At 37.3% G+C, this 22729-nt stretch carries 17 protein-coding genes and 1 pseudogene; 12 read left to right on the top strand and 6 right to left on the bottom strand.

The annotated features are described in order from the left end of the window. Positions 1-87 precede the first annotated feature (87 nt). The 9 genes and pseudogenes from ABID42_RS03985 to ABID42_RS03945 all read left to right on the top strand — a co-directional run bounded on the left by ABID42_RS03985 (position 88) and on the right by ABID42_RS03945 (position 10363). A complete protein-coding gene (locus ABID42_RS03985) occupies positions 88-1257 on the top strand; it encodes a 4-hydroxybenzoate 3-monooxygenase (RefSeq protein WP_367282540.1) in 1170 nt (389 codons plus the stop codon). Between the two features lie 121 nt (positions 1258-1378). Then, positions 1379-2725, top strand: coding sequence for a 3-oxoacid CoA-transferase (locus ABID42_RS03980; RefSeq protein WP_367282539.1), 1347 nt, complete (start codon positions 1379-1381; stop codon positions 2723-2725). Positions 2726-2956: 231 nt separating this feature from the next. Then, positions 2957-4441, top strand: a complete 1485-nt coding sequence (locus ABID42_RS03975; RefSeq protein WP_367282538.1) for an acyl-CoA synthetase — start codon at positions 2957-2959, stop codon at positions 4439-4441. A gap of 175 nt (positions 4442-4616) precedes the next feature. Further along, positions 4617-4985 carry a malonate transporter subunit MadL gene (gene madL, locus ABID42_RS03970; RefSeq protein WP_367282537.1) on the top strand — a complete coding sequence of 123 codons (369 nt, stop codon included), beginning with the start codon at positions 4617-4619 and terminating at the stop codon, positions 4983-4985. A gap of 1 nt (position 4986) precedes the next feature. Further along, positions 4987-5751 (top strand): malonate transporter subunit MadM, encoded by a 765-nt coding sequence (gene madM / locus ABID42_RS03965; RefSeq protein WP_367282536.1) that lies wholly within the window; start codon positions 4987-4989, stop codon positions 5749-5751. Positions 5752-5961: 210 nt separating this feature from the next. After that, entirely contained in the window at positions 5962-7170 is a 1209-nt protein-coding gene (gene pcaF, locus ABID42_RS03960) for a 3-oxoadipyl-CoA thiolase (RefSeq protein ID WP_367282535.1), read from the top strand. Positions 7171-7286: 116 nt separating this feature from the next. After that, positions 7287-7973, top strand: a pseudogene (locus tag ABID42_RS03955) (CoA transferase subunit A); the annotation flags it as partial. Positions 7974-8033: 60 nt separating this feature from the next. Next, positions 8034-8687, top strand: a complete 654-nt coding sequence (locus tag ABID42_RS03950; RefSeq protein ID WP_367282679.1) for a 3-oxoacid CoA-transferase subunit B — start codon at positions 8034-8036, stop codon at positions 8685-8687. A gap of 887 nt (positions 8688-9574) precedes the next feature. Continuing rightward, entirely contained in the window at positions 9575-10363 is a 789-nt protein-coding gene (locus ABID42_RS03945; RefSeq protein ID WP_367282534.1) for a PhzF family phenazine biosynthesis protein, read from the top strand. 124 nt (positions 10364-10487) lie between these two features. Here the strand turns inward: ABID42_RS03945 and ABID42_RS03940 are convergent, their stop codons facing one another. Next, entirely contained in the window at positions 10488-11222 is a 735-nt protein-coding gene (locus ABID42_RS03940; RefSeq protein WP_367282533.1) for a 3-keto-disaccharide hydrolase, read from the bottom strand. A gap of 260 nt (positions 11223-11482) precedes the next feature. Between ABID42_RS03940 and ABID42_RS03935 the strand changes: the two genes are divergently transcribed. Beyond that, positions 11483-11758, top strand: coding sequence for an FUSC family protein (locus ABID42_RS03935; protein ID WP_367282532.1), 276 nt, complete (start codon positions 11483-11485; stop codon positions 11756-11758). Positions 11759-11838: 80 nt separating this feature from the next. On the opposite strand, the gene ABID42_RS03930 is transcribed toward ABID42_RS03935, so the two are convergent. From ABID42_RS03930 to ABID42_RS03915, 4 genes are read right to left on the bottom strand one after another with little or no spacing between them, the layout of a single operon-like run. Beyond that, positions 11839-14127: a DUF5703 domain-containing protein gene (locus ABID42_RS03930; protein ID WP_367282531.1), complete on the bottom strand. Its 2289-nt coding sequence runs from the start codon at positions 14125-14127 to the stop codon at positions 11839-11841. Between the two features lie 16 nt (positions 14128-14143). Further along, a complete protein-coding gene (locus tag ABID42_RS03925; protein WP_367282530.1) occupies positions 14144-15253 on the bottom strand; it encodes an NHL repeat-containing protein in 1110 nt (369 codons plus the stop codon). 26 nt (positions 15254-15279) lie between these two features. Further along, positions 15280-16797, bottom strand: a complete 1518-nt coding sequence (locus ABID42_RS03920) for a DUF1501 domain-containing protein (RefSeq protein ID WP_367282529.1) — start codon at positions 16795-16797, stop codon at positions 15280-15282. A 3-nt stretch (positions 16798-16800) separates the two neighbouring features. After that, positions 16801-20022, bottom strand: a complete 3222-nt coding sequence (locus ABID42_RS03915; RefSeq protein WP_367282528.1) for a DUF1553 domain-containing protein — start codon at positions 20020-20022, stop codon at positions 16801-16803. Between the two features lie 97 nt (positions 20023-20119). Between ABID42_RS03915 and ABID42_RS03910 the strand changes: the two genes are divergently transcribed. Then, a complete protein-coding gene (locus tag ABID42_RS03910; protein WP_367282527.1) occupies positions 20120-21040 on the top strand; it encodes a helix-turn-helix domain-containing protein in 921 nt (306 codons plus the stop codon). Positions 21041-21227: 187 nt separating this feature from the next. Continuing rightward, positions 21228-21719, top strand: coding sequence for a Fur family transcriptional regulator (locus ABID42_RS03905; RefSeq protein ID WP_367282526.1), 492 nt, complete (start codon positions 21228-21230; stop codon positions 21717-21719). A gap of 22 nt (positions 21720-21741) precedes the next feature. Here the strand turns inward: ABID42_RS03905 and ABID42_RS03900 are convergent, their stop codons facing one another. Continuing rightward, positions 21742-22680 carry a dihydrodipicolinate synthase family protein gene (locus tag ABID42_RS03900; protein ID WP_367282525.1) on the bottom strand — a complete coding sequence of 313 codons (939 nt, stop codon included), beginning with the start codon at positions 22678-22680 and terminating at the stop codon, positions 21742-21744. Positions 22681-22729: the final 49 nt, after the last annotated feature.

Below are 22729 nucleotides of genomic sequence, written 5' to 3'. Positions count from 1 at the left end.
GCCATGAGTTATGAGCTTTGGGCTTTTTTACACATCGCTCAAAGCTCATAGCTCGTTGCTCAAAGCTCACAGCTTAAAAATAAAAAAATGAAAACACAAGTAGGAATTATCGGAGCGGGGCCATCGGGACTTACTTTGGCTCTTTTACTCCAGCAAAAAGGAATTCAATCTGTTATTATTGAAAACAGAAGTAGAGAGTATGTTGAAAACCGAGTACGTGCGGGTTTATTAGAACATAATACCGTTGAAGTATTTGATGGCTTGCAGGTTTCTGAGCGTCTGCATAAAGAAGGACTTGTTCATCATGGCTGTTATATCAATTATAATGGCGTGAGTCAACGCATTGATTTTGAAAAACATACTCAAAAACAAGTAACGATTTACGGTCAGCAAGAGGTCGTAAAAGATTTAATTCAAGCTTGTGAAGCTCGTGAAATTCCAATCATTTTTGAAGCAGAAGCGAAAGAAATTAGAAACGTAGAAAGTGAAAATCCTGAAATTCATTTTACACATTTGGGTGAAGAAAAGGTGATTTATTGCGACTTTGTAGGCGGTTGTGATGGCTTCCACGGTTTAGCTCGCAAAACTTTACCGAAAGATTCTTACAACGAATACAAAATTGAGTATCCATTTAGTTGGTTAGGAATTTTGGCGTACTCTGTGCCTACTTACGACGAACTTATTTATGCGTACCATTCAAATGGTTTTGCTTTGGCAAGTTTGCGTTCTGAAAAAATAAGTCGTTTGTATTTACAAGTAGATAACAACGATAACGTAGAGAATTGGTCTGACGAAAAAATTTGGAACGAACTCGAATTGCGTTTAGGTATTACTCTAGACAAAGGCGAAGTTTTTGAAAAAAGTATTACGCCAATGCGAAGCTTTATGATTGATAATATGCAGTTTGGACGCTTGTTTTTGGCAGGCGATTCGGCTCATATTGTACCACCAACGGGAGCAAAAGGTTTGAATTTAGCTGTGGCTGATATTCATAATTTAGCACAAGGCTTGATTGAATTTTATGAATCGGGTAGTCAGGAGAGTTTAGAGAATTACTCTAAAAAATGTGTTGCAAGAGTTTGGCGTGTACAGGATTTTTCCAACTTCATGACATACCTCTGTCATAAACAAGCCGCAGAAGGCAGTTTTGAAAGTCTTTTACAAAAATCAAAATTTGATTATTTAACCATTTCAGAAGCATATCAAAAAACCATCGCAGAAAATTACGTTGGTTTTCCATTAGATACATTTGCTTGATAGCAGATAGCTTTGAGCTGTGAGCTATGAGCCTTGAGATTATAGATTTTAAAAAAAACAAAAAGCTCATCGCTGACAGCTCATACATAGCTCAAGGCTGATAGCTGAAAGCTACCAAAATATGAAAACAGTACCCATTATCGACTTACACACTGCCGCTTCGATGGTAAAGGATGGAGACACTTTACTGCAAGGCGGCTTTGGCATGACGGGCAATCCCGTTCATTTGATGCACGCTTTGGCGGAAATCGGCACAAAGAATTTGACTTTTATTGGCAATAATACTGGCGAAGCTGGACTTGGAGGCGGACGTTTATTAAGAAACGGACAGCTCAAAAAAATGATAGGTTCATTTTTTACTTCCAATCCAGATGCTGTAAAAGCTGCCCAAAATGGCGATGTTGCTTACGAACTCCTCCCACAAGGAACATTAGCCGAAGCCATCCGTGCTGGCGGTGCCGGTATCGGTGGCTTTTATACGCCCACTTCGGCAGGAACTATCATTGCCGAAGGTAGAGAAACCAAAATATTAGATGGCGTAGAACAAGTATTTATCAAAAGTATTCGTGGCAATGTGGCTTTTATCCGTGCTTGGCGTGCGGATACTGCTGGGAATTTGCAGTACAGAATGACTGAAAATAATTTCAACAAAGCCATGGCAACGGCTGCGGATTTGGTCATTGCGGAAGTAGAAGAAATTGTGCCAGTCGGAGAAATTGCACCAGAGTTTATCCATACGCAAGGTTGTTATGTCGATTATTTAGTGGATGCCAAAATTACTTTAGAAGATTTAGGAAGTTCTGCTTCGGTTTCTTCTTCTAAAAAAGTAGATGAAAGCCGTATGAACATGGCAAAACGTGCTTTGGCTGAATTGAAAAAAGGTGATGTTGTAAACTTGGGAATCGGTATTCCTACTTTGGTTGCTGATTTGATTACTGAAGAACACGGCATTATTCTTCATACCGAAAACGGAATGTTAGGCGTTGGTCCAGTGCCAACTGACGGTGGCGGAGCGATGGATTATCCTGTAAATGCAGGTAAAATTCCCGTAACGGCTTTGAAAGGAAGTAGCTATTTCGATAGTGCAGATTCTTTTGCGATGATTCGTGGCGGACATATCGACGTGGCAATCATGGGTGGATTAGAAGTAGATGAAGCAGCCAATTTAGCCAACTGGGCTGTGCCAGGCAAACCACTTCTGGGCGTTGGTGGTGCGATGGATTTAGCCAAAGGTGCAAAAAGATTAATCATCACCATGACGCACAGTAATCCTGACGGTTCATCAAAAATTGTTCCTGCTTGTACTTTGCCACTAACGGCCAAAAGTGTTGTGGATATGATTATTACAGAATTAGCGGTTTTTGCATTTCCAGCAGGAAAATTAACCTTAATTGGTTTAATGCCAAACGTAAGTTTAGAAGAAGTAAGAGCCAAAACCAGTGCCAACTTTATTGAGGCTTTAGATTAGCTATTGACAGAATTTAGCTAAAAAACGTCAACGTACTGACGGAATTTAGCTAAATTCTGTCAATACGTGCTTTTTGGAGAAAAATATCATGATTGATACTTCGATAAAACTTCTGACTAAACAGCAGTAAAATAATAGAAAAGCCCAAGATTTAAAACTTACCAAATTATTAAGAATAATCCCATAAATTTGTCTGAAATAAAGAATAAAAATAACTAATCAAATATTACAATGCTTAAACTTGTTGAAAACGCTACGAAAAACCTCAATAATCAAGCTATTATTTCAGATGGAAAATCATTTTCTTATCAAGAACTTTTAGATAATTCAAATGCTGTGGCTACTTATTTGTTGCAAGATGCCACTGATTTGAATGAACAACGAGTAGCTTTCATGGTTGCTCCCGGCTTTGATTATGTAAAAGTTCAGTGGGGAATTTGGCGAGCAGGTGGCATTGCAGTGCCTTTGTGCATTACTTATCCTTTGCCTTCATTGCAATATGTTACTGATGACACAGAAGCAACAATCGTAATTGCTGGCGAAGAGTACGCTGCTATTTTAGCTCCGCTTGCCGCAGAAAAAGGTTTTAGATTTATTATTCTCACAGATATTCCAGCACAAGCTTCAGAAGAAAAAGTATTACCTGAACTTAGTTCCGAACGTCGGGCGATGATTCTTTATACCAGTGGCACGACCAATTTACCTAAAGGTGTCGTTACAACGCATAGTAATATTGAAGCACAAGTTTCTACTTTGGTTGAATCTTGGCAATGGTCATCACAAGACCATATCCTTTGTATTTTGCCCCTGCATCATGTTCACGGCATTATCAATGTTATTTCTTGTGCTTTATGGTCGGGTGCTACGGTTGAATTTTTATCTTCTTTCTCAGCCGAAGGTGTTTTTGCCGCTTTCCAACAAGGTAAAATCAATGTATTTATGGCTGTGCCAACGATTTATTTCAAGCTGATTGCTTATTGGGAAAGTCTCCCAACAGCAGAGCAAGAAGTACTCACAGAAACTTTGTCGAAATTTAGATTAATGGTTTCAGGTTCAGCAGCTTTGCCTGTTTCTGTGATGGAAAAATGGAAACATATCAGCACACATACTTTATTGGAAAGATACGGAATGACTGAAATCGGAATGGGTATCAGTAATCCTTACGATGGCGAACGCAAAGCTGGCTATATCGGAAAACCGCTTGCAGGCGTTGAAGCAAGATTAGTGGACGAGCAAAACGTATTAGTTGAAGTAGGACAACCGGGAGAAATTCAAATCAAAGGTAAAAATGTATTCTTGGAGTACTGGAACAAACCAGAAGCGACACAGAAAACTTTCACCGAAGATGGCTGGTTTAAAACGGGCGATATTGCAGTGGTTGAAGAGGGTTATTACAGAATTTTAGGAAGAGATTCTATCGACATTATTAAGTCTGGCGGATATAAAATTTCAGCTTTAGAAATTGAAGAAGTACTCCGAACGCATCCGCACATTAATGATTGTAGTGTAATAGGTATTCCTAATGAAGAATGGGGAGAATTGGTTGCAGGAGTATTGATTGTGAATCATCCAGAGATTGATTTAAAGGAACTTAATACTTGGATTAGAGAAAAAATGCCAGCCTACAAAGCACCTCGAAAATATGTCATCGCCAATGAACTACCGAGAAATGCAATGGGAAAAGTCACCAAAAATGATTTGAAGAAGTTGTTTTAAAACAATTTTAGATTTGGGATTTCTGATTTCGGAAAATAGGATAAAGTAAGAATAAAAAAACGTTTTTATAAAGCCGAAATCCGACATCTGAAATCCGAAAACATTCCTTCTTAAAGCACTAATTCATAATTCACAATTTATAACTAACCATTATCAACCACTTTACTATTAAACTATGATTATTTACGGAGTAGGCATATTAGCCTTTTGCTATGTTGTGGGGCAGATTTTTGGGGAGTTTATAGGGAAATTCATTGGCGTAGATGCCAATGTTGGCGGCGTTGGCTTTGCCATGATTTTACTGATTCTCATCAACGATTGGCTCAAGAAGAAGAACTATTTAGATACTTCTACGGAAAAAGGAATTTTATTCTGGAGTCAGATGTACATACCGATTGTAGTCGCAATGTCGGCGACACAGAATGTAAAAGTGGCGGTTTCCAGTGGCTTTATGGCTATTCTGGCAGGTATTGTTCCTGTACTTATTTGTATCGCTGTCATTCCTTTTTTAGCTAAAATATCTAAAAGCTCTCAAATAGACTAATATGGAAATCATTTCAAAGTTCCTTGAAAAAAATGGTATTGTTTTTACGTTTTTGGTAGTCAGTCTTATCATTTACTTTTCAGAGCTTATCTCGGTAAAAGCAACGAATAAAAAAATTCCCGGCTCTGCCATTGCTATTATCATTGGTTTACTCTTGGCATATTTTGGCGGTGTAGCTACTGGTGGAGAAAAAGGCATTGCCGACATTAAAATCTTTTCAGGTTTTGGTGTCTTGGGTGGTTCAATGTTTCGTGACTTTGCTATTGTTTCAACGGCAATGGGAGCAAGTTTTATCGTGATTAAACGCACTGGATTAGCAGGAGTACTCTCTCTTTTTTTAGGGATTGTATTATCTTTTATGGGTGGCGTACTCATTGCTTTATTGTGGGGTTATCGTGATGCCATTAGTTTAACGACTATCGGTGCAGGAGCCTGTACTTATATTGTTGGACCAGTAACAGGTGCGGCCATCGGAGCAAGTTCGGATGTGATGGCACTCAGTATTGCTGCTGGTGTCGTAAAAGCAGTTTTTGTAACCATTGGTACACCTTTTATTGCGAAATACATTGGCTTAAATAACCCTCATACGGCAATGGTTTACGGTGGATTGATGGGTACAACCAGTGGAGTAACGGCAGGTTTGGCGGCTACCGACCCGAAATTAGTGCCTTATGGTGCTTTAACAGCCACTTTTTATACGGGTTTAGGCTGTCTTTTCTGTCCTTCACTTTTATTTATCATGATGAAAATAGCTTTTGCTGATTAAGTAATTAGTTATACAGAATTTTTGATGTCGGTTTCCAGACGTCGGATTTCGGCATTATCAAATGAAATTAGTGTCTCGTATTTTATTGAATTTTATGCAATTTCCGAAATCAGAAATCTCAAATCCCAAATAGCCATAAAAACACAATCAATACTTTCAGCTCGTAGCTCAAAGCTCATAACTCAAAGCTGATAGCTTAAAATAAAATATATGAACCAGTCTTATATCATTGATGGCATCAGAACGCCTATTGGGAATTTTGGTGGCAGTTTGTCGAGCGTCAGAGCAGATGATTTGGCAGCTTTGACGATTAAAGAATTAGTGAAAAGAAATCCCAATATTCCTACTGAAATGATTGATGAAGTGATTCTTGGAAATCATAATCAGGCAGGAGAAGATAACCGCAATGTGGCACGAATGGCTTCTTTGTTAGCAGGCTTGCCTTATGCTGTGCCAGCCCAAACCGTCAATCGTTTATGTGCTTCGGGGATGTCAGCAGTGATTGATGCTTCCAGAAGTATTCAAGTAGGCGATGCCGAAATTATGATTGCTGGTGGTATGGAACACATGACTCGTAGCCCGTGGGTAATTTCTAAAACTTCCAAACCTTTTGGCAACGATGCCCAAATGTTCGATTCAAGTTTCGGTTGGCGTTTTATCAATCCAAAAATGCAAGCCATGTACGGTACGGATGCAATGGGTATGACGGCGGAAAATTTGATTGAAATTTATAAAATCAGCCGTGAAGACCAAGACCTTTTTGCTTATCGTTCGCATCAAAAAGCCTATAAAGCCCAACAATCAGGACGATTGGCAGAAGAAATTGTTGGCGTAGAAATTACCGTGAAAAAAGGTGAAACCAAACTTTTTGATACTGACGAATTTGTAAAACCCCATTCAACACTTGAGAAATTAGCGACCTTGAAACCTGTTTTCAAAAAAGACGGTGGAAGCGTTACCGCAGGGAATGCCGCAGGTTTAAATGATGGTTCGGCTGCCATGTTTTTAGCTTCTGAATCTGCCATCAATTTATATGGTTTAAGCCCAAAAGCAAGAATTGTCGCTTCGGCAATCGTAGGCGTTGAGCCTCGTATCATGGGAATCGGACCAGTGACGGCAACGCAAAAAGCTTTGAAAAAGGCAGGTTTAACTTTGAATGATATTGATATTATCGAACTCAACGAAGCTTTTGCCGCACAATCTTTGGCTTGTACCAGAGCTTTGGGCATTGCTGACGACGACGAAAGAATAAACCCCAATGGCGGAGCAATCGCTTTGGGTCATCCGTTGGGTATGTCAGGCACAAGGATTACTTATTCTGCGGCTTTAGAATTACAGAAACAAAATAAACGCTACGCCCTTGCTACCATGTGTATTGGTGTAGGAATGGGTTATGCGGTAATTATTGAGAGGGTTTAGTAACCTCATCCCCCAACCCCTTCTCCTGTAGAGAAGAGGAGCTCTGTAAACGAAAAGCCCCCTCTCAACAGGAGAGGGGGTTGGGGGGTGAGGTTTTAAAACAATTTCTATAAAAAATGACAAATAAAGTAGTAAAAAATGCCCAAGAGGCGGTGAAAGATATTCCAAACAATGCCGTGCTGATGCTTGGCGGTTTTGGACTTTGCGGTATTCCCGAAAATAGTATTGCTGCCTTGATTCAGCAAGGAGTTACAGGTCTTACTTGTATTTCAAACAATGCTGGCGTTGATGATTTTGGCATTGGTTTCATGCTGAAAAGTCGTCAAGTGAAGAAAATGATTTCTTCTTATGTAGGTGAAAACAAGGAGTTTGAGCGTCAATTATTATCAGGAGAACTCGAAGTAGAACTAATTCCACAAGGTACTTTAGCCGAAAGAGTAAGAGCAGGCGGTGCAGGAATTCCTGCCTTTTTTACCCCTGCTGGCGTAGGCACAGAAGTAGCGGAAGGCAAAGAAGTACGAGAATTTAATGGTAAAAAATACTTGTTGGAATCGTGGCTCAGAGCCGATTTTGCTATCGTAAAAGCTTGGAAAGGCGATACCGCAGGGAATTTAATTTTCAAAGGAACGGCAAGAAATTTCAACCCGATCATGGCGGCGGCTGGGGCAATTACCATTGCCGAAGTAGAGGAATTAGTACCAGCAGGGACTTTAAACCCCAACGAAATCCATACGCCCGGCATTTATGTACAGCGAATTTTCCAAGGTGAAAATTACCAGAAAAGAATTGAACAACGCACGATAAGTATTCCAACAAGTGCTACCAAAGATGAAAAAGCAACAGCGGTTTCCACAGCAAAAGGCTTGGATAAAAACCAAATTGCCAAAAGAATTGCTCGTGAAATCAAAGATGGTGATTATGTAAACTTGGGAATCGGGATTCCTACGTTGGTTGCCAATTATATTCCTGAAAATATCAGCGTAGTGTTGCAGTCAGAAAATGGTTTGTTGGGGATTGGTCCATTCCCTACGGAAGAGGCAATCGACCCTGATTTAATCAATGCAGGCAAGCAAACCATTACGATGCAAGCAGGTTCTTCGCTCTTTAGTTCTGCCGAAAGTTTTGCCATGATACGAGGCGAACACGTGGACTTGACGATTTTGGGAGCTATGGAAGTTTCAGAAAATGGCGACATTGCCAACTGGAAAATTCCTAACAAAATGGTAAAAGGCATGGGCGGTGCGATGGACTTGGTGGCTTCTGCCAAAAATATCATCGTAGCGATGCAACACGTGAGTAAAGATGGTAAATCAAAACTGTTGAGTAATTGTACTTTACCCATTACGGGCATCCATTGTGTCAAGAAAATCGTAACCGAATTAGCGGTATTAGAAGTATTATCCGAAGGCGGTTTTAAACTGTTAGAAATCGCTCCCAACGTGAGTATCGACGAAGTAAAAGCTGCCACAGAAGGCAAATTAATAATCGAGGGCGATATTCCAGTGATTGAGCTGTGAGCCTTGAGCTATGAGCTTTGAGTTTTTTTAGAGCCGTGTTTTTGAGGAAACATGGCTCTATTTTTTTGTCGCTCCCATTTGGAGGAAGGAATTTCAACCTATCATTTTGTTGCTCCAACTTGGAGGAAGGAATTTCAGTCTGTCATTTTGCTCCTGCAAGTTGCGGGAAGGAATTTCAACCTATCATTTTGCTCCTGCAACCTGCGGGAAGGAATTTCAACCTATCATTTTGTTCCTGCAAGTTGCGGGAAGGAATTTCAACCTATCATTTTGCTCCTGCAAGTTGCGGGAAGGAATTTCAGCCTATCATTTTGCTCCTGCAAGCTGCGGGAAGGAATTTCAGCCTATCATTTTGCTCCTGCAAGCTGCGGGAAGGAATTTCAACCTATCATTTTGTTGCTCCAACTTGGAGGAAGGAATTTCAGTCTGTCATTTTGCTCCTGCAAGTTGCGGGAAGGTTTAATCACACGATGTTTTGCTCCTGCAACGTGCAGGAAGGTTTCAACAAAAACTCATGGCATGACTTCTAGTGATTTTTGAGAAGCATTAAGTTTCTGATAGTCATGCCATGAGTGTGCCATTGCTACTTTAGAGCAAGAAATTATTGTGTAATAAGTTTTTGGAGAGAAAGTGGTTGATGATTTTTTTCTTGAGGGTTAATGTGATACTTTAGTGAGTTGAGAGAGTAATTTGGTTTATGTATCATAAATACTAAATTCCGAATTTTCTTATAAAATACTAAAATACACATCAAAACTTAGTTGAATATGAATTTTCCAAAAATACCACTATCAAAAACATTCAGACAACAATACACGTTTGCTGTTCAAAGTCTTCTTTCGACTTTGAACAATAAATAAAATGCAGACTCAGTCTGCGAGTACTAAATGAAATTAAACTTATATCAAATAGATGCTTTTACCGATAAGGTTTTTGGTGGAAATCCTGCTTGTGTTGTTCCATTAGATACTTGGCTTCCTGATGAAATTTTAATGAAAATTGCCAAAGAAAATGCAGTTGCAGAAACTGCATTTTTTGTAAATATGGGTGACAAAATTCATTTGCGTTGGTTTACGCCTGAAATTGAAATGGATTTATGCGGACACGCTACTTTGGCAACGGCTCATTGCTTAAAAACGCTACTTAATTACCCAAACGATACGTTCATTTTTGATACGCTAAGTGGAGACCTGACGGTAAAGGTTGATAAGGATTACTACCAAATGAACTTTCCTTCAAGAATGCCTGAGAAAGCCGACTTGCCAGTTATCATTGAACAATCTTTGAATATCAAACCCAAAGAAGTATTAAAAGCAAGAGATTATCTTTTGGTATATGATACTGAAACAGAAGTAAAAAATATCCAAATCAACAGACAAATTTTTGACCAAATCAACCTTGACCCCGGTGGCGTAATTGTTACGGCAATTGGTGATAACTGTGATTTTGTTTCAAGGTTTTTCACACCTCAAGCATCCATTCTTGAAGACCCCGTTACTGGTTCAGCACATTGTTCATTAATTCCATTTTGGGCAAGCAGACTCAACAAAAAAGTATTCACAGCCCTTCAAGTTTCCAAAAGAGTCGGGAAACTATTTTGCGAATTGATGGATGATAGAGTACTCATCAGTGGTCAAGCTAAAACGTACTCAATTGGTACTTTATGGACGGAATAAGGTTGATGTATTTTCTATCTTTAGAACTACTGAGGCAACTCAAACATTATCAAAACCAAATTTCATGTATCAATAAAAGTCATTTCGCAATGGGTAGTAAATACACCACCCATTGCGAAATCACCTACAATTCCTTCACCTTAATATTTCTAAAAGCCACTCCTTTCGACCATTCTTGAAGGGCAATTCGACCAGCAGTATTTTTACCGAATATCGGAAAATTCTTAAAGTAGCTATTACTGACCATTTTTTTCCAAGTTTCAGCGGTTAAATCTTGTTCGGCTGTGAGTATTCCATTCAAATAAAATTCAATTTTCCCGTTGTTTTGTTTGATATTAGATTCGTTCCATTCGCCAAATGGTTTGAGTTTTGCTATATTCTTTTGAGGCGCAAAGCTATACAAACAAGCAGACCATTTAGTGGAGTCTTTTAGATAGTCTGCTCCAATATTTTCGTGTTCGAGTAGCTGATATTCTGGCCCAGAAGCCCAAGCTGTCGGAATTGTATCTTGTTCAATTACATTGATAAAAACGCCACTATTCCCAGCTTTTGAGATTTTCCATTCAAATTTTAAATCAAAATTTTTATATACTTTGTCTGAAACCAAATCGCCATGCAGTAAGTTTGCAGAATCTGGATTACACAATAATTCTTCGTTTTTCACCATCCAAGTCGATGGTGCTTTTCCTTGGTTGTATAAATGCCAACCGTTGGTGGTTTTTCCATCAAAAAGCAAAGTCCAACCTTTTTCTTTTTCTTGGTCACTTAATTCGTTATTAGCAATTTTTTTTTCAGAGCACGAACCTAATAGTGTAACGATTAAACCAAACGAAAGTAAGGAAATGATTGTCTTTTTCATAAAGCTGTATTTTGATTGTTTAAGAATATTTTTTCATTCAAAAATACAAATAACGTTCTAGGATTATGACCCGCTTAGTTAGGAAAGACCCATTATAGCTGGCAAGCAAAGCGCCAAATTCAAAATTGATAAAATCCAGAATTTGACCGAAAATATATAACTTCAAGGTTTAGAAGCGAATGTTTTTAAAATAAGTATATTCCTACCATAAGAAACAACTATACAAAACATAAATTTTTAACATTAAACCTAAACAAAACATGTTTGAAAAAAAGGATTACTCGCAATTGACTCTTGAAGAGTTATTGATTGAAGAAAAAAAGATTAAAAAAAATGAAATTTTCTCTGCTGTAATAATAGGATTTTTAATTGGCGTAATGGTTTTTGGCGTTGTAAAAAACGGTTTTGGTTTCCTATATCTTGCCATTCCAATATTCTTAATTGCTGGAATTTTTAAGAATTCTCAGGTTCAGAAACAAAATCTTAAAGAAATTCAAGTAGAAATCAACAACAAAAATGGGAAAAAAGATAAATAAACCCTTGTCAATCAATAGGAGCGGACTTTAAGTCCACCCCTATTGATTTAATTGAAAGTATAAACTAAAGGTAATATTTATTACTCCATCACCACCACATCTCTTTTCCTAGATGCTGGCGAAACTGTTAGTTTCTCTATCTTTCCATTTTTCACGATGCCTTCAATCGTTGTGTTATAAGGCGCATGTAATTTGAATTGAGCATTCCAATCTTTTGGCCAAGCAGGTAATAAATAGATTTTTTTATCTTCTACTTGCATCAACATTTCTTGTAAACCAATCATTGCCGAACCGCCCCAATTATGGTCGGGTGTCCAGTCGAAAGCTGGTCCCCAAAAAGTAGGAAAACGATGATTGGCATCTTTGAATTTCTCTCTTGTCAGTTCTTGCGCTTCTTCTTTCAAGCCTAAACGTGCTGCAAAAATACTGTGTTGTCGCCAACCAATATGTGTTCTATATTTCTGCACGTGTGGGTCTAAACGATAAGTATTGATAGCTGTTTCAAGATTTGGTTTTCCAAGTCCATAAAGTCCCCAAGGATACACAGGATACAATTGTGGTGCTTCTGAATTCTGAATTCTTGTCCAAGTTTGTGCTGGCGCAAGGGTTTTATGTCCTTCAATTTCCTGCAAAGGAATCGGCGGAATACGTTTTAACATCACTGTCCATTTTTCCTTGCGAGTACTGTCAAGGTATTTTTCAGGAAGTTCAATTACTCTTGATAAAATTACTTTTAACGCTGAAATCACCGTGGTAGAATTATAAGTCATCTTATAGCTTTCTGCGGCCGAACTTGGGTAAAAAATGTATTGTCCTTGCTCGTCAAAGGTTTTTACCCCACGTTTTCTGGCTAATTGCTGATAATGTTCATCATAAAAAGTAAGGCAACTTTCAATAAAAGGCACATATTCCGAAATATCTCTGCCTTCGTATCGCTCGGTTTCTAGCATCATCAAACAAAATTCTAACACCGTTTCCCATTCATATTCAAGCCAAGCGTTATACTCAATACCCGCATCATAGCCTTCTGGTCGTTTCAAACCATATTCAAAAACATTAGGTAACCCAAAATTTTCAATTTGTTCAGTAAAACAAGCTCCTGCATGATTCCAATAGACTTTACTCCTTAATTCCGCATTTTTCAGTGAGTGCAAGTAAAAATCAAATTGAGGTTTCAGCATATCAAAATCCCCATTTTTAAACATTGGAAAATAAACCAAACGCTGGTTTTGTGCTGTCATCGTTCCGCCACCCCAAAGTCTGAAATCTACCGAAAATGGATAAATTTTATCGACATGAGTAGGATCAAAAGTAAATAATCCCCCATTGAATTTTGTTGGCCATTTACCATAAGCATTACAAGCCAACTGATAACGAAAGAGTTGATAATTGCGAGAAACAGTACTGTCTTTGCCTTCGATGTAGATATAACTTCTGTTCCAGAAATTTTTCCACCAAGTACTTGTTTGCTGAAAAGCTTCTTTTTTATGATTTTCAGCTTCGGTTAAAATATTATTTAATCCTTTTTCCCATTCTTCAAAAGTTTCGGTTTGCGCCACGTGCAAAGCAATATCAATTTGCTGTGAACGACTAGCCTTGATACTTTCGAGCGACCAAGCTTTAAAGTCAGTATCAGCATATTTCCCGAAAGTATTACCTACAACTTTTAGATTTTTTCCTGAGATGATTCCACCAAAAGTATTGTTTTTGATAGGATTATAAAGTTGGTCTTTCACCGAATTCATCCCTTCCATTTTCACGGTATAATCAAAAACGTTTTCTAGGTCACTCCTATTTCTGTGGTAAAAAAGAATGTTATTTCCTTGAAAATCAATATTATCTTTAAAAGTTTTTACTTCAAACTTCTGCTTTACTTTATAAGAATTGGCTCTTAATTCTTTTGCATCCGTGATAAGATGGTCTTCATTTCGCCAAGATTCGAAGGAAGTTTTTAGGGTAATGGCTTTGTCACTTTGCAAATCAAGATGGACAACGGGACGAAAAACATCTACCCAAATTTTCAATTTCGTTTTCCCTGCCGAAATACTTACAAAACCTTCTTCCAAATGTAATTCTTGTTTAAAATCAGGACGATTAAAAGGATTGGAAGATAATTGAAGACGCACACGACCAAGCTTCAGGAAAGCATTGTTTTCATCAAAAGTACCGCTTCTGGAAAGGTAAAAAAGAACATCACCATTTTCAACCCAAACGTTCAACCCAATATCGCCACCGCCACATGGCATTGATTCAGACGAGTTTTTACTCTGGCTATTCCAAACTACATTGTAATCACTTATTGATTTATTTTGTGCTTTTAGGCTCAATAATAACCCAATCAAAACGACTGAAAGAATATATTTTCTCATTTTAAATTGTACGATTTTATACTCTTGTTAATTTTACGGGTGCTGTATGATTGGCATTCCACTGGCAGATATACAAGTTTTTGTCTTCATCTACACAAACATCATGTCCATGTTGGAAAATAGGATTTGTAGCTTGTAAGGTAGCTTGTAAAATTCCATTTTTATAGGTCGGCGCCGTTCCTCCCGGACTAGAAACTACTTTATTATTTTTATCCAGAATAGTTACAAAACCAGAATCACCTCCTAATTTTTGCCCGTTCGCATCCTTCGACCAACATACTCCTGCATAAATATTTTCAGCATCAAGTACGGGGCGACAAACGTACATTCCTGGCAAATCTACTCTTTTGATAAACTTTCCATCTAAAGTGAAGAATTTAAAGCAATTTTCATCACGAGAAGTACAAATCAATACTGGATTATTTTTATCTCGTAAATCAATCGCCACGCCGTGGGCATTGTACAAATTATGTTCTTTATTTGCATTATGCTGCCCGCCAAAATGGCGAATATATTGACCACGACTATTGTACTGAATGATATAATCTGAGCCATAACCATCAGCTACATAAATATCTCCGTTGGGTGCAACGGCTGTTTCGGTTGGCATAAATGGCTCATTATCTTTATAAATACCAATAGTGCGTGGGTGACCGATTGTAAAAATCACTCTCCCGTTCAAATCAGTTTTTAATACTTGCCCTGCCTGAGGATTCCATTTTCCAGTTTTATCTTGGTACCAACCACAATCTACAATCAATAAAAAATCTTCTCCGCCTTCTTTTGTCAATGTCAAACCATGTCCTCCAGGAAAAGCCGTTCCCCAAAAATCAAGAAGTTTGCCAGATTTATCAAAAATTAAAATATTGTTTCTGACATTATCGCCCAACATAATTAATCGCCCTTTGCTGTCTTGCACCATTTCGTGGCAATTGAAAATTGGATTTGAATTCGCACTAATTTTTGCCCAACTTTTATCTACTTTATATTTAAAATCTCCATGACCAATGATTAATTCTTCCGCTTTTTTATCTTGATGCAAGATAGAAAAACCAAAGCTTGAACTTGATAAAGTAGTTGCAGTAGCGAGCGTTGTATTTTTAATAAAATTTCTTCTGGTTGTCATAGTTATTAGGTTCTGATTGATTGAAATTAAGCTAAAATATCCTTCACTACTTTGCCATGCACATCGGTCAATCGGAATCTTCTTCCTTGAAACTTATAGGTCAGACGTTCGTGGTCAACGCCCATCAAGTGCATTAAAGTAGCTTGAAAATCATGCACATGAACGGGGTCTTTTACAATATTATAGCTAAAATCATCCGTTTCTCCATAGCTCAAGCCAGCTTTTACACCAGCGCCAGCCATCCACATGGTAAAGCATCTTGGGTGATGGTCACGACCATAATCATTCGCACTGAGTTTTCCTTGCGAATAAACCGTTCTGCCAAATTCACCACCCCAAATCACCAAAGTATCTTCTAGCATTCCTCTTCTTTTTAGGTCTTTGATAAGTGCTGCTGTGGCTTGGTCTGTACTTTTACATTGTTGGGTAATTCCTTGTGGAAGTCCGCCATGTTGGTCCCAACCTTGATGATATAATTGTACAAATTTTACATCTTTTTCCAACAATTTTCTGGCTAAAAGGCAATTCGCCGCATACGTTCCCGCATCACGACTATCGGCTCCGTACAAATCAAATACTTCGTCTGGTTCATCGGCTGTACTCATTACTTCTGGCACAGAAGTTTGCATACGATACGCCATTTCGTACTGTGCAATTCTGGCTTCTACTTCTGGGTCGGCATAAGTATCGTTTTGTAGTTTATTGAGTTTTGAAAGATAATCCAACATTTCTTTGCGGTCTTTGCCATCATATCCTTCGGGGTCATTTAAAAACAAAACAGGGTCTTTGCCCGACCTAAACTGAACGCCTTGATGTTTGGAAGGCAAAAAGCCATTTCCCCACAAACGAGCATAAAGTGGCTGGTCTTTCTGACCATTTTTAGAAACCAATACAATAAAAGTTGGTAAATTCTGATTATCAGAACCCAAACCATAACTCACCCAAGAACCGATTGACGGTCGTCCGGGAAGTTGATTTCCTGTCTGAAAAAAAGTAATGGCAGGGTCATGATTAATGGCTTCTGAATGAATAGATTTAATGATACACAATTCATCTACCACTTGTGCTGTATGTGGTAACAATTCGCTAATCCACGTTTGGCTTTGCCCGTGCTGATTGAATTTAAAAGCAGAAGGCACCATCGGCAAAGCACTTTGGTTAGCACTCATGCCCGTCAATCTTTGTCCTTTTCTAACAGAATCTGGCAAATTTTGCCCCGCTAAACTGATGAGTTTGGGCTTATAATCAAAAGTTTCAAACTGCGAAGGACCGCCACTCATAAACAAATAAACTACTCTTTTAGCTTTGGGGGCAATATGTGGCAAAGCCTTTAAAATTTCTTCTTCAAGGTTAGGAGTACTTTCTTGAACAATCTTTTTGGGTGCATCAAAAAAGCCCGATACACCAGTCAACAATGAGCCAACTGCCAAAGAACCTAAACCCAAAGAGGTTTTGGTCAAGAAATTTCTTCTGTCTAATTTATTATGTAAATGGTTGAATTCGGGCGTGTGAAGCCTAAATTCTTCGTCATGATGATGTGCCATTTTCTATCTTTTGGTTAAAGTAGCATCAGAATTTAAAATTGTATTCGCCACCACGGCATTGGCTGCAATCAATGAAGTATCTATTTTTTTATCTACTTGATATTGCCCTGCCTTCAAAATACCTTTTGCTTTTTGTGGATGTTGCTTAAATTTTGCCAACGATATTTGTTGAAGTTGTACCAATAATGTTACTTCTTTATTTTGTGGTATTCTTCCCGTTAGCTTTCTATAAGTATCAATAATTGCTTTTTTTACATCGGGAATTCTTGCCATTTGCTCGCCCATTACTCTACTTGCTTCCACAAAAGTTGGGTCGTTTAATGTTACTAAAGCTTGCAAAGGCGTATTAGTTTTTTGTCGCCTCACTACACAAAAGCTTCTTGAAGTAGCATCAAAAGTTGCTAAAGTAGGATTCGGAACGGCTCTTTTTACAACAACGTATAAACTTCTACGATAGACCGATTTCCCAGAATCTGCTTTATAAGTAGTGTTATTAATTTCCCAAAGTCCTTCTGGTTGATAAGGTTTTACACTTTTCCCACCAATGATAGGATTCAACAATCCGCTTGCCATGAGCGCATTATCTCGAATCATTTCTGCCGTCATTCTGTTAACTGGTCCATGCGCCAATAAGCGATTTTCAGGGTCTTTTTCCCTCGCTTCCTTCGTCGCACGAGAATCTTGTCTGTAAGTAGCCGACATTACAATCAATTTATTGAGCTTTTTAACATCCCAACCCGATTCTCTGAAAGTAATCGCCAGCCAATCTAACAATTTTGGATGCGTTGGCATTTCTCCTTGGTTTCCAAAGTCTTCAGTTGTTTTTACTAAACCAACACCAAAGAAATTTTGCCAAAAACGATTTACGGCTACTCTTGCCGTCAGCGGATGGTCTTCATGCGTAAGCCATTGTGCTAAGCCAAAACGATTTTTAGGTAAATTTTCAGGATAACTTAAAATGGATTCTGGTGTATTAGGAAATACTTCTTCACCAAAAGCATCATAATTTCCACGAAGTAAAATATGTGCTTTTTTAGGTTTTGGTGTTTCTTGCATCACCATCAATTCATCAACTTTTTCTGTTGAATCTGCTAAGGCAGTCCGCAATTGCGTTAATACTTTTCTTGAATTTTGTAATGCTGGAGAAACTGCTGATAAGTAATATTGCTTCAAAGCTGATACTTCTTGTGCCGAAAGTTGATTACTATTTTTATTGGCTAAACTCGACCAATTGGCTTTTCGAGCCAATATTTTTAATTCATAAGGACTTAGTACTCGGTTATAGACAGAAATGTCATCTACTTTTCCATTTTTGAAACCTAAACCACGCCACCAAGCGCCAATTTGCAAGCCTGGTTGTACATCAAAGCCAAATAAAATATCTTTCGTCAATTGGTCTGTTGTAGTTTCCATCGCCATTTCATCTCCATTTTGATACAACCTAAAACCATTTGCTTTTGACGAACCATCATAAGTAATCGTCAATTGAATCCATTGATTACGAATAACTGGCTGTTTTGAAATTTTTGTAATGGCATTTGATGGAGCTGTGTGTGCCATATTGATTTCTAAACGATTGTTTTTCAAGTACAAATGATATCCTCTGAAATTATACAATCGCTCTGCTTGGCTTTTGTGTAGAATTACTCCTTCTTTCAAATCTTTGGGAATATTTACCCAAACACCGACTGAAAATGCTTGAGATTTTCTGAAAACTCCCACTTGGTTTAAATCCAGAAAAACATCTCCATTCATCAGCATTGATTTTCCGCTCGCTGTATTTTCAAAAACAGGTTTATCACCCAATTGTCCCGATTCTCTTTTCATCACACCCATTTGTTTTGGGTTTGCTGAATTTTTCAAAGAACCGTCGTCAAAAGTAAAAAATGCCTGTAAACCAGCCTTTGGAATACTTTCTTTCGCAAGATTTTGATAGCTTTTATTGGCGAGCCATTGCTGAAAATTTGGATTTTCATGAGTAACTGTTTGAGCAATTACTTTTTCTTGTTGGGCAATTTTGGTATTGATAAAATGAAGTATTTGTTCTTGTTGCTTGCTTGGCAACATCATCGTTGGCGTAGGCAAAGCGTCATCCCAAGAAATTTGTCCAGCTTCCTTTACATTGTTAAAAAAGCTGAATAATTGATAATAATTTTTCTGAGAAATAGGGTCATACTTATGGTCATGGCATTTAGCACAGCCAACAGAAAGCCCTAAGAAAGCATCGCCAAAAGTATTGGTTCTATCAATTACATACTCGGTTTGGAATTCTTCTTCCACAATTCCACCTTCCATATTTTGCTGATGATTGCGGTTAAATGCCGTCGCAATCATCATTTCTTTGGTAGGTTTTGGCATTATATCTCCAGCCAGTTGCCAATGAACAAATTTGTAGTAAGGCAAATTTTTATTGAAAGCATTAATGACAAAATCACGGTAAGGTGACATATCTCTCAATCTATCCACTGTATATCCATGTGAATCTGCAAAACGAGCTAAGTCTAGCCAATCTACAGCCATTTTTTCACCATAATGTGGCGAATTCAGTAATCTGTTTACTTGTTTTTCGTAAGCGTTTGGAGTATTATCTTTTAAAAAAGCGTCTATTTCTTGAACTGTTGGCGGTAATCCTGTTAAATCAAATGATAAACGGCGCAATAAAATTTCTTTGGGAGCTTCTTTTGACGGGACTAATTTTTCTTGACTCAATTTCTCTTGAATAAAATTATCAATCGGATTTTTGACCAATTCTTCATTTTCTACTTCAGGTACATCTGGCATTTCAGGCTTTACAAAAGCCCAATGTGTTTTGTATTCTGCTCCTTTTTTTATCCATTGAATTAAAATTGCTTTCTCTTTAGCACTTAAACTTAAATGCGATTCAGGAGTGGGCATTACATAATTTGGGTCGTCGGAAATGATTCTATGAAAGAATTCACTGTCAGCTAAATCTCCGGGATTGATGGCTACTTTATTCGGATTTTCTGGTAAATCTGCATAAGCAAATTCGGCTAAATCTAATCGTAAACCAGCTTTTTGCTTGGCTTTGTCGGGTCCATGACAAGCAAAACACTTATCTGAAAGAATGGGTTTTACATGAATATTATAATCCAATTCATCAGGAAGTTCCTTCATAGCAATTTCAACCTCTTCGGGTAATTTCGGCGAACAGGAAAGCAAAGAAAAACTTGCCAAGAAAATTAATATCAACAATAGTCGGTTCATTATCATAATAATTGAGCAAACAATTCTACAAATCTATAATACAATATATTATTAATATTATACAAAACTGACGAATATTTTCACAAATCCGACTTTTATGAATATTTTTACAAAAAGGAATCAAGCTGATAAAATAAATAAAATGCTCAGGAAATCATTAAAAAATACTTTTTCACTCTTAAATGCAGATTACGTAAAGTTGAACAAAACTTGGAATTTCAAGCATGTAATTAGTCCATTTTATAGAATGTATTTGATTGATGAAGGCGAAGGTTTACTTTTTAATGCCCATGAAAGTCAAATTCTAGCACCAAATTTTTTGTATTTAGTGCCAAGTTTTACCATTTGTAATTATCAATGTAATCACTTCTTGAGCCAGTATTACATCCAATTTATTGAAGAATCTATTGATGGAAATGCCTTGTTTTCAAATCATCGAAAAATCATTAAAGTACCAGCTGAAGCCCAAGATTTTACGCATTTTAAAAGACTTTTGAGCCTGAATAAAGGAAGAGGATTAACGCAATCTAACGACCCAAAAGACTATGAAAAGTATCCAATTCTGCAAGAATTCAAACAGAAAAATGATACTTTAGATGCTTCTGCATTCATGGAAACACAGGGAATTATTATGCAATTACTCTCTCGTTTTTTGGCGAAAAAATATTTTGAATTAGCAGAAACGACAGTAATTCCCTCCAAAATTTTAGAAGCCATTAATTACATTCAGACACATCTTGAAGAAAACCTAACCGTTGAACATTTAGCAGACCGTGCGAATTTAAGTCCAGATTATTTTTCCAGAGTTTTCCATGAAAATACAGGAGAAAGACCGCTGAGTTACATACAATTCAAGCGTATTGAAAGAGCACAATTATTGATGATTACTTCAGATTTCCAACTTCTTGAAATAGCAAACAAAACTGGGTTTGAAAGTTTATCTTATTTTTCAAGAAGTTTCAAAAAAGTAACACAACAAACACCAAGTGAATATAAAAAGAATAATCGTGTGGTGTAAAACACTTTTGATAAGTGATTAGGAAAAATAATTTCTAAGCAGACTTATTGTTTTTTATTTAGATTTAGTCTAATTTCACACAATGGTTTTAACCTAGATACGATAAATAGGTAATTCTTTGGTAAGTATATTTTACACCGTTCAAAATTATAGGAAAACAATCTATCAATTATATCATCAATAGTGCATGGCATTATCAAACATCAATACAGTTAAAAAAACCTTTCAGGAATTTCTTGATACAAAAGGATACCGCAAAACTCACGAGCGATTAACAATCCTAGAGCATATTTATGAAAGAAATGACCATTTTGAAGCAGATGAATTGTATTTGGCTTTAAAACATCTGAATTATCATGTTAGCCGAGCAACAGTTTATAATACTTTAGAACTGCTTGTTGAAGCAGAGTTGATTATTAAACATCAGTTTGGAAATAAAATATCATCAAGATATGAGAAAGCTTATGGAAGACGCCAACACGACCATGTAGTATGTGTTGATTGCCAGAAAGTTACTGAATTTTGTGATCCTAGAATTCAGAATATACAAAATATGGTAGGCGAGTTTTTTAATTGTGAAATTCTTCATCATTCTCTCACTTTTTACAGCAAATGCAAACAAATTGACTGTAGTGAAAGAATGAAGATGAATATCAAAGAACAAAATACAGAAAAGTAATTTTGACCTAAATTATGCAGTTTTAATAATTCAATGCCATTTTCAAATCTAATTCGTCCTGCAAAAGTCCGTAATTATTATAAAGCGTTTCGATTTCTTTGGTGATAGAAGCAGTGAAATTCCCTACTTTCCTACGAGTAAAGGTCGAAATATCTAAACCTCTTTTTTGCAAGAAGTATTTTGAAACTATAGGATATACGTTGTGCATCACATCCATGTTATCAATCAAAAATTGTTGCACTCTAGCAACTTCACTTTGTTGAGATTCATCCTCATAATTATTGCAAAGCCATACAATCAATTCTGGAAAATAATTTCCTTGAATACAAGAAAGTCCAGCCGAACCCGCTTTCAGAGAATCCACCGCATGGGCCATATAAGCATCATACAAGCCAAATTTATATCCTTCAGTCAGCTTTATTTTCTCTTTTACTTGTTCAATATCCAAACAAGTATCTTTGTGATAAATTACTCTTCCGGTTTCTACAAAACCTTTTAACTGTGTTGGCGTAAGCACTTTTTTATAAGGAACTGGGCATTCATAAAAGCCCACTGGAATTTTTTCTGTTTTATCTAATAATGCAAAAACTCTTTCATCAAATACTTCATCCGCTTCATTTTCATCCGCTAACAAACTGGTTATCAGGATTACAGCTTCTGTTCCAGTATCGTTTACTCTTTTTACAAAGTCTGCTTGTTTTTCAATTGCTCCGCCAAAAGTTCCAGTTGCTACAACAGGCACAGCTCCGTTTACAACTTTAATAACGTGCTGTATTGATGCTATTCTTTCTTGATCTGAAAGCTCAAACATTTCACTCGACAAGCAATTGGCAAATAAACCGCTTGCTCCAGCTTCTAAATAGATTTCTGTGAGTTTTGTTAAAGCGTCAAAATCAATGTATCCGTTGTCATTAAAAGGCGTAAGCATGACTGGGATAAAACCTTTTTTCGATTTTTCCATCGTAATTTAAATTAGATAAACTGTTACCGCTAATAAATTCAAATGAAAA

Origin of the sequence: Arcicella rosea (genome assembly GCF_040543805.1) — a bacterium.
GTDB lineage: Bacteria > Bacteroidota > Bacteroidia > Cytophagales > Spirosomataceae > Arcicella > Arcicella rosea.
Note: the sequence above shows the minus strand (reverse complement) of the source record. Positions and strands in the feature narration are given on the sequence as shown.

Bases quoted from the DNA above. Each gene is read 5' to 3' on its own strand.
- ABID42_RS03985 (WP_367282540.1), top strand. From the start codon at position 88: ATGAAAACACAAGTAGGAATTATCGGAGCGGGGCCATCGGGACTTACT.
- ABID42_RS03980 (WP_367282539.1), top strand. From the start codon at position 1,379: ATGAAAACAGTACCCATTATCGACTTACACACTGCCGCTTCGATGGTA.
- ABID42_RS03975 (WP_367282538.1), top strand. From the start codon at position 2,957: ATGCTTAAACTTGTTGAAAACGCTACGAAAAACCTCAATAATCAAGCT.
- madL (WP_367282537.1), top strand. From the start codon at position 4,617: ATGATTATTTACGGAGTAGGCATATTAGCCTTTTGCTATGTTGTGGGG.
- madM (WP_367282536.1), top strand. From the start codon at position 4,987: ATGGAAATCATTTCAAAGTTCCTTGAAAAAAATGGTATTGTTTTTACG.
- pcaF (WP_367282535.1), top strand. From the start codon at position 5,962: ATGAACCAGTCTTATATCATTGATGGCATCAGAACGCCTATTGGGAAT.
- ABID42_RS03945 (WP_367282534.1), top strand. From the start codon at position 9,575: ATGAAATTAAACTTATATCAAATAGATGCTTTTACCGATAAGGTTTTT.
- ABID42_RS03940 (WP_367282533.1), bottom strand. From the start codon at position 11,222: ATGAAAAAGACAATCATTTCCTTACTTTCGTTTGGTTTAATCGTTACA.
- ABID42_RS03935 (WP_367282532.1), top strand. From the start codon at position 11,483: ATGTTTGAAAAAAAGGATTACTCGCAATTGACTCTTGAAGAGTTATTG.
- ABID42_RS03930 (WP_367282531.1), bottom strand. From the start codon at position 14,127: ATGAGAAAATATATTCTTTCAGTCGTTTTGATTGGGTTATTATTGAGC.
- ABID42_RS03925 (WP_367282530.1), bottom strand. From the start codon at position 15,253: ATGACAACCAGAAGAAATTTTATTAAAAATACAACGCTCGCTACTGCA.
- ABID42_RS03920 (WP_367282529.1), bottom strand. From the start codon at position 16,797: ATGGCACATCATCATGACGAAGAATTTAGGCTTCACACGCCCGAATTC.
- ABID42_RS03915 (WP_367282528.1), bottom strand. From the start codon at position 20,022: ATGAACCGACTATTGTTGATATTAATTTTCTTGGCAAGTTTTTCTTTG.
- ABID42_RS03910 (WP_367282527.1), top strand. From the start codon at position 20,120: ATGAATATTTTTACAAAAAGGAATCAAGCTGATAAAATAAATAAAATG.
- ABID42_RS03905 (WP_367282526.1), top strand. From the start codon at position 21,228: ATGGCATTATCAAACATCAATACAGTTAAAAAAACCTTTCAGGAATTT.
- ABID42_RS03900 (WP_367282525.1), bottom strand. From the start codon at position 22,680: ATGGAAAAATCGAAAAAAGGTTTTATCCCAGTCATGCTTACGCCTTTT.